General features: G+C 35.4%; 8 protein-coding genes. All 8 read right to left on the bottom strand.

What is annotated here, in order from left to right; translation table 11 throughout:
• Positions 1 to 476 precede the first annotated feature (476 nt).
• The 8 genes from ACFOW1_RS00540 to ACFOW1_RS00505 all read right to left on the bottom strand — a co-directional run bounded on the left by ACFOW1_RS00540 (position 477) and on the right by ACFOW1_RS00505 (position 10,950).
• Positions 477 to 707, bottom strand: coding sequence for a PID-CTERM protein-sorting domain-containing protein (locus ACFOW1_RS00540; RefSeq protein WP_379011458.1), 231 nt, complete (start codon positions 705 to 707; stop codon positions 477 to 479).
• Positions 708 to 834: 127 nt separating this feature from the next.
• Complete coding sequence (locus ACFOW1_RS00535; protein WP_379011457.1) at positions 835 to 5,808, bottom strand: beta strand repeat-containing protein; 4,974 nt, start codon at positions 5,806 to 5,808, stop codon at positions 835 to 837.
• A gap of 783 nt (positions 5,809 to 6,591) precedes the next feature.
• Complete coding sequence (locus ACFOW1_RS00530) at positions 6,592 to 7,317, bottom strand: tRNA threonylcarbamoyladenosine dehydratase (protein WP_379011456.1); 726 nt, start codon at positions 7,315 to 7,317, stop codon at positions 6,592 to 6,594.
• A 19-nt stretch (positions 7,318 to 7,336) separates the two neighbouring features.
• A complete protein-coding gene (gene coaE / locus ACFOW1_RS00525) occupies positions 7,337 to 7,927 on the bottom strand; it encodes a dephospho-CoA kinase (RefSeq protein ID WP_379011454.1) in 591 nt (196 codons plus the stop codon).
• 146 nt (positions 7,928 to 8,073) lie between these two features.
• The gene (gene yajC / locus ACFOW1_RS00520) at positions 8,074 to 8,418 is read right to left on the bottom strand and encodes a preprotein translocase subunit YajC (RefSeq protein WP_379011452.1); all 345 of its coding nucleotides are present in this window, start codon (positions 8,416 to 8,418) and stop codon (positions 8,074 to 8,076) included.
• A gap of 30 nt (positions 8,419 to 8,448) precedes the next feature.
• A complete protein-coding gene (locus tag ACFOW1_RS00515) occupies positions 8,449 to 8,928 on the bottom strand; it encodes a DUF1573 domain-containing protein (RefSeq protein WP_379011451.1) in 480 nt (159 codons plus the stop codon).
• A 68-nt stretch (positions 8,929 to 8,996) separates the two neighbouring features.
• Entirely contained in the window at positions 8,997 to 9,926 is a 930-nt protein-coding gene (gene nusB / locus ACFOW1_RS00510; RefSeq protein ID WP_379011450.1) for a transcription antitermination factor NusB, read from the bottom strand.
• A gap of 157 nt (positions 9,927 to 10,083) precedes the next feature.
• Positions 10,084 to 10,950, bottom strand: coding sequence for a DUF4382 domain-containing protein (locus ACFOW1_RS00505; RefSeq protein ID WP_379011449.1), 867 nt, complete (start codon positions 10,948 to 10,950; stop codon positions 10,084 to 10,086).
• Positions 10,951 to 11,086 lie beyond the last annotated feature (136 nt).

Below are 11,086 nucleotides of genomic sequence, written 5' to 3'. Positions count from 1 at the left end.
GCAACATTATTAGAAATTGTGTTAGTGCTGCTCGTGCCACCTACATTGACCGTAGAGGCTGTTTGTGAGTAGGAAAGAGTCGTTGCTGACAACAGAGCAACTGTAAGCAAAAAAGTTAGAATTGGTTTCATTTCTTGGGATTCAGGTGTTTTTAACTTAGGATACACTGGACGTAAAACGCTATTAATACTATAATATTATACAACTAACAAATTAGTAAGATAGCTAAACAAATTGAGAGAAAAAAGGCAGTTAATACAGGTTTAGACTAGATACCAATTCTTAAACAGCATAATAGTCAGTCAACAGAATTTGGAGTAAAACTATAAAGAAATTATGGAAAAAATAAAAATAAAATATCGAACACTAATACAATGTTTTTAATTAATTTACACATATAATTTATTTTCAAAAATATAAATTAGTCTATATGTTTCGCCTCGCGGCTCTACTTTTAATTTATTCAATTATCTAATTCACTTAAACCTTTTTGGGTAATTACCGTTTACTTTCGCCTCTTTAAGCTTCTTGACACCATAACCCAAAGCTGTTGTAATTAGTAAACTAAGACCGCCGTCTATTGGCACATCAGGATCACTACTGCCGTTACCAAAAGGATTAGCTTGTGGTTGTTGTGCTAATAAAAATATTGGCATTAGCATAATTACAGCTACATTAATTATTAGAATAATTGTATAAGTTTTCATTAGTGTATTTGTTTTAAAGCGGTATTGCATCATTTTTGAAAAACTAGGGCTCAACGCTTTGCTGTTTTAATCCCTAGTTGATTTGTGTGCTTGTTTTTTACTCTATATATTTAAAGAAATCATTTGGCTATTCCTTTACAAAGCGTCGTATTTGTTTGCCATTTGTACTTTCTATTTCTAGCATATAATTACCTACTGTTAATGGTGCAACTGGCACTGCTATTGAATTAGTACCTATTGCTACTGCTGTTTTTTGCGTAACAACTACTTTCCCTTGTGCATCGATCACACTTATTTGTAATGTACCTGCATTGGTGGCAGTTATTTGGGCATGTAATGTTGATTGTACAGGATTTGGATAAATATTGATGGATGTACTAGTAGCCGCCAATTGACAATTAACCACTTTGCTATAGGATTTGCTACCATTGTTATCTACTGCTTCTAGGCGATAATATAGGGTTGCGGCTTGTGAATAGATAGATGAAAGGTCATCGATATAGTTGTATGTATCTGCACCCTTAGCCGCTACTTTGCCTATGGTGCTAAAGTTGGTACCATCTAAGCTGCGTTGTACATGATAACTAGCGAGGTTGACTTCTGTTGCACTAGTCCAATTAACGGCTACGGTTTTATTGGTTTGTAATTGCGCTGTTATATCTGTAATAGTTACAGGCAGTACAGTAGTACTTAGCAAGCCTATCTCAAATCGATTATCACCTTTTGTAGCAGTATCGGCTGTTATAGTAAAGCTATAGCTATCGCCTAATTGGCTTAACACAGTTTCCGTTTTTAAGAGTTTATCTCTTAGTACTAATTGTATGTTTGGTAAGTTGGTAAGTTCACTCAGACTAATATTATAATTGTCAGGCATTGCCGTTTGTATTCCTAAAGGTATAATGCTATCTAACACATTGGTACTTCTATAATCTATAGCCAACGTTTTTTTATCGCTTGACAAAGTATAAAAGTCTAATAAACTGTTAGACAGTTTCATTGCATCATATTTATCGCCCGAATATGCGCTTGAGTTCTTGTCAAACGCTAGCTGTATATCATCCATAAAGCCAACATTAGTACTTATCGCTAAGCGTAGTTTTGGTATAACACTATTTGTACCAAACAGACCCAAAGTTGGGGTAATGTTTACTTTATCGCTTTCTTGGAAATAAATGGAAAAACCAGATTGTGGCGCTTTAATATAAAATGCACCCATGGTAGGTATAATAATATCAGTATTACCATCGTGTGTAATTGTCTTAAAGCCACCTCTTAATGTGGTTTGAGAACCAGAACCCATTGCCAAAACTGGTGTATAAGTATAAATAGTGCTATTGGCAATTAAAAAACTTTTAAGTGTTTGTGTTGATCCATCGCTATCTTTTTTAACCAGTACATTTTTTAAGTTGATAGGGCTTGGATATGGGTTACCGATTAAGTTGTAGTTATCTGCATTATCAGCGTAGCCAATACCTACTGCGACGGGGCCTTGATTCACAATACCGCCGCTTACATCTACGATAACTGCACTTGGAACACCACCAGAACTTGCATAGCTTCCACCAGTACCTTCATGGCCATTACCCCTTACAAATACATATAATCCTTGCCCCACACCCCAACTGTAATCACTATTAGTAATTCTTGTTAATGGGTTTACATAAGGACTACTAGAAGCAGTAGGATTATAAGCAAAAGCGGAAGGATTGCCTGTGCTCAAACCAAAAGCACCTAAACTCCCGCTAGTTAAACCTGTAATCTGAAAATTATCGGTTAACTGTGCTATCGTTTGAGACGTATTATATGGATGTGCAAAAGTTCTATAACCACGTTGTGCTTGGGTAAAGCGTTGTATAGTAACATTTCCATTAATATAACCGCCACTATTACTGCCTGCTGCAATTATACCACCGCCATTTACATCAGTAGATAACAATGTTAAATTGCCATTAGTAATTAAAGAGCCAGCCTTAGGTGAAAGTACACCTGTAATATTTAAAGTTCCACCGAGTGTTACACCTGCAATATTGTTTATGATCAAATTATTAACCGTATTTCTAAGAAATGTATTTGCTGGAATAGTAAGCCCTAAAGTACCGCTGCATGCAAACGTTCCGTTACTTGCATCAATAACACCTGAGTAAGTAATACCATCTTTGTAAATAGTACCACCTGCCATTGTTAATGTATTGGCACCTATAGTTAACGTACCATTTATTAAACTGATGGCATTACTAACAGTTAAAGATTGGCTCAGAGCTACATTGGAACTTGTGTTAATTGTTAAATTATTAACGGTATTAACATTTGGTGTGGTAGTGAAAAGGCCAGTTGCCTCCCCAGTAAATATATAATTGGCGGAAGAAGCATAATTTCTCATTTTAGTATTGATATTACCAGTTTTGCCAGAAGAACTAATACCAGCGCTTGAACCTACCGATAATGTGCCACCACCATTAAGCGTGAATGTACAACTTGCATCGCCGTCTGCTATAATGTTTGTACCCAAAATAAGCGTTGCATTGTTTGCCACGGAGAGTGTTGAGAAAGCCGTAAGGTTAACACCACTATTCATTGTTACGGTGGTATTTGCAATGCCATTGCCAATATAAATATCTATATATTGAAAAAAAGTAGTAGTACCATAGTTTTGGGTGAATGTCTGAGATTTGCCAATGAAATTTATTCGCCCCTTACTAATAGAAAAGTTAGAATATGTTCTTGCAAAAGTTGCTGCCGAACCAGTATTGTTTTGTATAATATAATTACCAGCTACATTTAAGGTAGCAGCGTAACCACTAGTTTGACTAAAATTTACATTTGTATTTGAGTATTGGTATACATTACCAGCTACATTTATAATAGTATTGCTACCATTTGATAATACAAAAGTGCTAGTATTATCATTACCGTTATTAGTTGTAGCGGTTGAATCTATTAAGTTACCACCGATATTTAATACATAATTTATTGCATCAGTGCTTGTGGCCAAGTTTAAGTACGAGGTATTATTATTCGCACTACCAGTATTCCGAATTTTTAAGTTGCCATTTACTGTAGTAAACGCAGTCCCCAAATATAATATGGCATTTTGACTAGCACAATCCCATAAGAAATTACCAAAGGACTGCCCTAATCCCATTACCATGGTTGTACTAACACCAGTAATATTACAATTACTTGTAGTAGCCCAAGTAGCAAAGGGAATAATGCCACCATTTTGACTATGCGTATAAGTACTAGCAGCAGCAAAATTTATTTGCCCATTGTTAGTAATCGTACCTGCATTCAAGATAGTACCACTCACAACTAGGTCTATACCGCTACCATCATTTATGGTTAACGTTTGCAATGCACCAATCATAATTTGCCCCCCAATATTTACTACTAACTGATCAACTGTCACACTAGCTGCCACAGTAATAACATGGGTATTTAAAATAGTAATTATATTGGCATTGCTATCTGGCGAAAAAGAAGATGCAATCCAATTAATGCCATCAAAAGAACTTTCCCAAGTATTAGCATTCGCCCAATTTCCTGATTGTTTTGTTCTAAAATAATCAGTGGCTGTAGTTATCTGATTGACGGTAATACTTGCACTCGTATTCGCTGTTTTACTACCATCCGACATATCAGTTGCGGTTACAGTAACTGCCCCTACCATATTTAACGCTACAGAAAACATATTAGTGCCGTTTACTAAACCCGAATTTGGTGGTAAAAATGCAGATCCATCAGTCGATGTAATGGCAATATTGTCTGACACATTGCTAACAGTATTCCAATAAGCATCTACCCCATTCACCACTACATTAAAAGGAATACCCCTCGTTTGTATAGTAGGATTTCCTATCTTCCCACTTATAGTACCTGCCGCTGCTGTTTCCCCAGGCATTAATATTTGCAGCTTAGTAAAACTGCCAGCAATATTGGTTTGCGTTACACTCGTAGTAAGATAACCAGTTGCCGATACCACAATAGTATGGCTTGTGGCGTTGTTTAATTCCGAAATGCTAGCCCTTTTAAGTACAAGACTACCAGAAGAAAGCGTATATGCATTGCTTGCTGCCAAATAAGAAGTACCGTCTACAGTAATACCCGTTATAAGACTGCGCCAAGTAGCATTATCAGCAAATGTGATTTTAAAATCATTATCCGCAGTTTGGTTGGCAATCGCTGAAATTGTAGGGGGTGTTGCGATACTTGCTGCTGGCACTACCTCACCTGTACTTAATATAGTTGTACCATTAGCATAGCCAGCAAAATAGATTTGGACCAATTGACTACTAGTTAAACCATTAGAAGATGAGCCAAGAAAAATTTTACCTTCAGTTCCTGAAGCACCAGCAGTACCTTTCCAGCCACTTATTGTAATAACTTTAGAAGAAGTCCAAAGTGTACCATTACTTGCCGAAAAATATAAGCTATGGCTGCCTGTACCCAAAGCAATAGTAGAATTATCACTCAAAGTAAGTGTACCCATATTTGTAGCACCCGCAACACCTTCAGAAAAGCCCGTTGAAGCACCAGTACTTAGTGTACCACCATTTAAAATAACACCGCCGCCCATTGCAGATACAGGTATAGCGTTTGCCGCACCTAATTGTAAAATGCCTGATGTAATAGTGGTTTTGCCAGAATAGGTATTTGCACCAGAAAAAAATAAATTACCGGCCCCTGTCTTTGTAATACTATAAGCACCATTTATAGCGGAGCTTATAGCCAAAGTACTCCCGGTACCAATATTAAAATTACCACTTCCATTTAAAACCAAATTTAAAACACCAGTACCAGTACTACTATTGGGTCCTTGGATAGTTAAATTTGGGGCAGTTGTTGTATTAAATAAATAAATTAAATCATTCGAAGATCCTGAAATTCCATTTGTAAAAACGCCTGAAACGCCCAAATTAATAGTACTATTTGTGGCAGCTGTTGTGGAGTTAACAATAGTGTAAGAATTTGAATTTGTAACGTTTATAGACCGTCCTGTAATAGTGCCAGCTGTATTAGTTAAAATTGTAGAAGAAGATGTTAAACCAATATCATTAGAATTATTTGGCCTAGAACTAGAACTCCAATTACTTGCAGTTTGCATGGAAGCATTTTGAAAAAAATTATTTGTCTGCGCTTTAATTCCCTTAGCTCCCAAGGCGCCTAACAGTAATAATAGACTGAGGTACCTCAAAAAAATAGTAGGCTCTCGCAAAACTGTAAAAAGAGTTGCGCAGTGAACATGTAATGTGTGCATAAACTGCTGGTTTTTATTTGACGCTTTTGTTTGTTTTATAATATATATAAACAGTATTATTTGTTGTACATATTTTTTATTCGCCTATTTGCCACATAAACTCTATTCAATTTTTGAAATCAATAAAAATATTTTTAAATTATCCCATACAAGCATTTTATACTCATTTTAGAGAGCACAACTAAATTATATTTACAAAAAATCGATTCGTTATTATTTTATTCTTTAAATACAAAATTTGTATTTAAAATACTAATAAATAGCAAAATAGAAGAATAAAGCTATTATACAAAATATTTTTTTTACACATGAAATCCACATATTAATTTATAGAACGCTATTTTTAAAGCTAACAGGTTTAAAAAGAAGGACTTTTTGGGGGACATTATACCATAGCAGATATTCCTCAGATAAGGAAAAATATACATCCACACCGCCGTATCTATAAAAAATGTGAGAGAGAAAAGAAATAACCAAAAGTTTAAAAGCAAGCTATTCGGTACCTAAATATTATAATTATTAACGCACAAGAAATAAGCCATGCATATTTTTTTACACATAGCAAAGGACCTTGAATAGAAAGAAAAAGAAGTGGAAAAAAGGATTTTAAAAGAAGGCTGCTAGAATTGGCTATTCAGCACTTATTAGTCCTCTAACAACAACACTAGCTACCATACATCCGAAGATGGCTGGCATGTAGCTAATAGTACCAATAACTGATTTTTTTGGGTACGCTTTATCGGTAACTACTACCCTTGTAGGATCTATTGGCTCAGGGCTAAAAACAACGGTCAAACCCTCATAAATACCTACTTCGTGAAGGCGTTTGCGTACATATTTGGCTAAAGTACATTGATACGTTTTTGAGATATCTGTAATTTGTGCCAATGATGGATTTACCTTGCCGCCAGCACCCAACGAGGTTACAATTGGTATATTTCTATCCTTACACGCTTTAATAAATTGCACTTTTGCACTTAGCGTATCAATACAATCAACTGCATAATCAAAAGCAGTCTCGTCCAATAGTTTAATAGTTATATCGTCTTGTAAAAAAATTGGCAATACGGTTAAATCTAATTCGGGGTTAATATCTTTTAAACGCTTGGCCATTACATCTGCTTTTAGATTGCCAGCTTCCGAATGTAAAGCAGGAATTTGACGATTGCAATTGCTTAAATCTACCACATCGTTATCTACAATAGTCATTTTACCCACACCACTCCGTGCAATCATTTCGGCACAAATACCACCCACTCCACCAAGCCCTACAACCAATACATGTTTGGTCATCAAAGCCATTACTTGTTCATCACCTAATAATAATTCTGTTCTACTTAACCAATAAGGCACCATATTTTTAGCTTAAAGTTTGTTAACCAACAACTATTCCTTTTAGTATTTCATCTAGCTTAAGTACCTGAGGAATTAATAATTGTTGCTCATCGTTTGTAATGATATAATCGCACAAGCGCATTTTAATTAGTTCACTTATCTGTTTATCCATGCGTTGTAGCACCATATCGCGGCTTATATTATCGCGATGCATCACACGTTGAATTCGTAATGCATTGGGTGCCGTAACACCAATAATCGCATCTAAACCAGCAGCAGAACCTGCTTCAAAAAGCAAAGCCGCTTCTTTAATCACATAAGGCGCTTGTTGCTGTAAAGCCCAATGCTCAAACGCACGAATAGTAGCAGGATGCGTAATACCGTTTAGCAATTCTAATTGATAGGCATCATTAAAGACGATATTGGCAATATAAGCCGTACTTAATTTGCCATTGATATAAGCATTTTCACCAAACTGTGCAGTAACTGCTGCTATTACCGTAGCATCTGTTTCCATAATTTGCTTGGCTACACTATCTGCATCAAACACAGGAATACCAAGTGTTTTAAAAATGGCAGCTACAGTACTTTTACCGCTACCAATACCACCTGTTAAGCCTATTTTTTTCATGTTTTTTGGTTTATGGTAAATTTAAATGTAATGGCTTTTACGTATGTTATATCATCCAAAAATTGAGGCTATTCTGATATGACTTAAAACAAAATTCCCAAACCTTTATTCAAAGTTTGGGAATAATTATCCATTAATTAAAAAGTTTATTTTGTTTCAGCAGTAGGTTTGTTCACACCTGCTGTCCATTCCATGCTAATAGCACTTTTTTCAATTTTTAAATAGCTACCAGGATTTACTTCAATTTGTAAAGTACCATCTTCATTTACTTTGTTTACTGTGGCGTGAATACCAGCAATAGTTACCACTTTTGCACCTTTTTGCAAATCATCTATAAATTTCTTTTGTTCTTTAGCTTTTTTAGCTTGCGGACGAATCATAAATAACCAGAATACCAATACAATACCACCCATCATTACTAACTGTATGGTACCAGCGCCACCACCTGCTTGTGGATTGCCCATTAAAATAATTGCGTTGAAAATAGACATGTTGTTTGTGTTTTTTATATTGTAAAAAAATTAGCTCTTTTTAGGTATTTCGTGCGGTATGGCAATTTTATCGTTGCTTTCGCCACCAATAATCTCACCCTTAAACATAAGGTTCATATCAGAATTTAATGTATTGGTGGTTGCGATAATATACTTGGTTACCGAAGTGCCGTGTGCTTTTTGCGTATCAAATTCAGCTGTTACTAAGCCTTCTGCACCTGGCGCAATTGGTTGCTTGGTATAATCTGCCACCGTACAGCCACAGCCAGGCCTTGCATTAACAATAATTAATGGCTTGGTACCAGTATTTTGGCAACGAAACTTAATTTGAATTTTCTCACCAAGTTTTGCAGTACCAAAGTTTACAGCCGTATCTAACCATTTAACGGTTGTAAAATTAGCCGTATCGTTTAATACAGCCATTTCAGCTTTCTTGTTTTCCTTCAACTCATCTTTACAAGACATAGTTGCAGTAACGATTACTGCCAATACAACTAATAATTGCTTCATGTATGTAGTTTTAATTTAGAACTATGTACCAGAATCATTTTCACTTTAATCATTCCTAATCACAACTCTTACTTACGCTGCCTAAAATCAATTTTATTAATCTTCCCTTCAGCTACCAATTCTTTATGAATATTGTCTAAAATGCCATTTACAAAATGCCCGCTTTGTTCGGTACTATAATCTTTTGCCAAATCGATATATTCATTAATAGAAACCTTTGTTGGTATGGTTTCAAAATACAATAGCTCGCAAAGCCCCATTTGCATCAATACCATATCAAGCGATGCAATACGATCAGCATCCCAGTTTTGCAACTTTGGCTTAATGGTATCTAACAAAAACTGGCGTTTATTAAAAGTACTTGTCAATAATGTTTTAGCAAATTGCCACTTATCGTCGCTAATAAATGCAGTTAAATTGTAGCTGCTAGGCTTACTGAGGTAATTATTTACCAATTGTTCCATCATGTCTGCATCATCATCCCAATTATTAAATAACTCTTCAAGGTGAGATGTAAAATGTTCATTAGGCAACAAAAGCGTTGAGAAAATAAAACGCAACATGCCTTTTTCATCACCTTTATTTCTACTTTGTTCTACGATATAGGTTTTGTATTCTTGGGTTTCTACTAGATTGGTATAAATTCTTTTTACCAAATTGGTATCAATTAAATGTTTCGGCTGCAAAGCGTCTACCTCACGTATAAAAGAAGGACTCTCTAAAATATCCCAAACCAAACCGTTGCCAGCTATTTTGGTATTAATATTTAAATCCTCAACTGTTTTTAAATGCTTGTTGGCTTTATTGCGTGCATCTGTTTCGGCATATTTTGCTACTTCTGTAATAAAGTACAAAATATAAACCAGTAGTTCTTTACTCTTGTCAAATTGTTTCTGTAACTCGTTTACAGGGTTTTTCATGGCGCCATCTTCAATTGCCATTTCCATCATGTACAACACCTGCATCACCTTTACACGAATATTTCTTCTACTGATCATTCAAAAAAGAGCTTTTGTTTTGCGGCGCGAAGATAGGGTTTGAACGGATATGGGCTAAATAAAGGTTTATGATACAGTAGAAATGCTTATATACAAAATCGGGCGCATGAGACCATGCACCCGATATCACTAAAAAACCTATATCCTATCCAACCACTTATTTATGTAATGTAATAGTACCTATTGATGCATTATTGTAGCCACTTACACTTACGTTATTAATAGTGGTATCTACATAACCGTTTGAAGCATTGATAAATACAGAATACTTACCATCTGGTATGCCACGCACTTTGAACATACCATCTCTATTTGGTATTGCATAAGCCGTATCGGTACCATTATACACACTTACAATAGCTCGCGCATCTTTTGGTAAGATAGTGCCAGAAATACTATTGGTTTGCTTTTCAATAAAGAAACGAATAACTGGTCTTAGATAAAAAGCATTATTAAAATTCACAATAGAACGGGCCACATCAAAATCTAACCATAAACGATAACTACTACTAGCAAAGCGCTCGCACTCGTTACCTTGAAGTTTTACCAAAATATAATTATCAGCATTTGGTGGCAAGTTTAAAGGATAGGTAACACTGTCTTTTACTAAAGAATTATTTGTACCTAACTCAATTTTTATTAAGCGAATGCTACCAAGCTTAATATTAGCAGAAGATAATAAGGTATCTACACCATTACTTAAAGCTAAAAGGTTGTAAACACCAGCCGCTACATTGCCATCTTGCCATACTAAAGATGAGTCTAGTCTACCGCCTCTACCATTGGCATCCCAATCGTAATGGTCGTGTTTTCTTGTGTCTGCACTTGTATCTACCAAAATTTTTACAGATTTAATATCTATAAATACTTTGTCGTACAAACCAGGACCATCTGTTAAATAAAAATTAACGTTTTGTGTTCCTGCAGGAACTTCTGCAGATGTGTTTTTAGAACAGCCTGTGAAGGCAACTGCTAAGCCCATTGCTACAATGGCTAAGCCAAGAAGGGTGTGCTTTGTTTTCATGTTGATTAAAAATTTAGAGTAACAGTATCAATCATGTAGGTTTTTTATTTTTAAATATTCAGTTTGTACAGTAGATGCAGTTAGGGAAGTATTTGTTTACTAACGATTTGTTAAAGACTAAAAGTTTTTTACCAGT

Source organism: Parasediminibacterium paludis, assembly GCF_042651445.1.
Lineage (GTDB): Bacteria > Bacteroidota > Bacteroidia > Chitinophagales > Chitinophagaceae > Parasediminibacterium > Parasediminibacterium paludis.
This window is presented reverse-complemented; position numbering and strand designations above follow the sequence as displayed.

Excerpts from the sequence above, each read along its gene's own strand:
- ACFOW1_RS00540 (WP_379011458.1), bottom strand. The coding sequence starts at position 707 with ATGAAAACTTATACAATTATTCTAATAATTAATGTAGCTGTAATTATG.
- ACFOW1_RS00535 (WP_379011457.1), bottom strand. The coding sequence starts at position 5,808 with ATGCAAACTGCAAGTAATTGGAGTTCTAGTTCTAGGCCAAATAATTCT.
- ACFOW1_RS00530 (WP_379011456.1), bottom strand. The coding sequence starts at position 7,317 with ATGGTGCCTTATTGGTTAAGTAGAACAGAATTATTATTAGGTGATGAA.
- coaE (WP_379011454.1), bottom strand. The coding sequence starts at position 7,927 with ATGAAAAAAATAGGCTTAACAGGTGGTATTGGTAGCGGTAAAAGTACT.
- yajC (WP_379011452.1), bottom strand. The coding sequence starts at position 8,418 with ATGTCTATTTTCAACGCAATTATTTTAATGGGCAATCCACAAGCAGGT.
- ACFOW1_RS00515 (WP_379011451.1), bottom strand. The coding sequence starts at position 8,928 with ATGAAGCAATTATTAGTTGTATTGGCAGTAATCGTTACTGCAACTATG.
- nusB (WP_379011450.1), bottom strand. The coding sequence starts at position 9,926 with ATGATCAGTAGAAGAAATATTCGTGTAAAGGTGATGCAGGTGTTGTAC.
- ACFOW1_RS00505 (WP_379011449.1), bottom strand. The coding sequence starts at position 10,950 with ATGAAAACAAAGCACACCCTTCTTGGCTTAGCCATTGTAGCAATGGGC.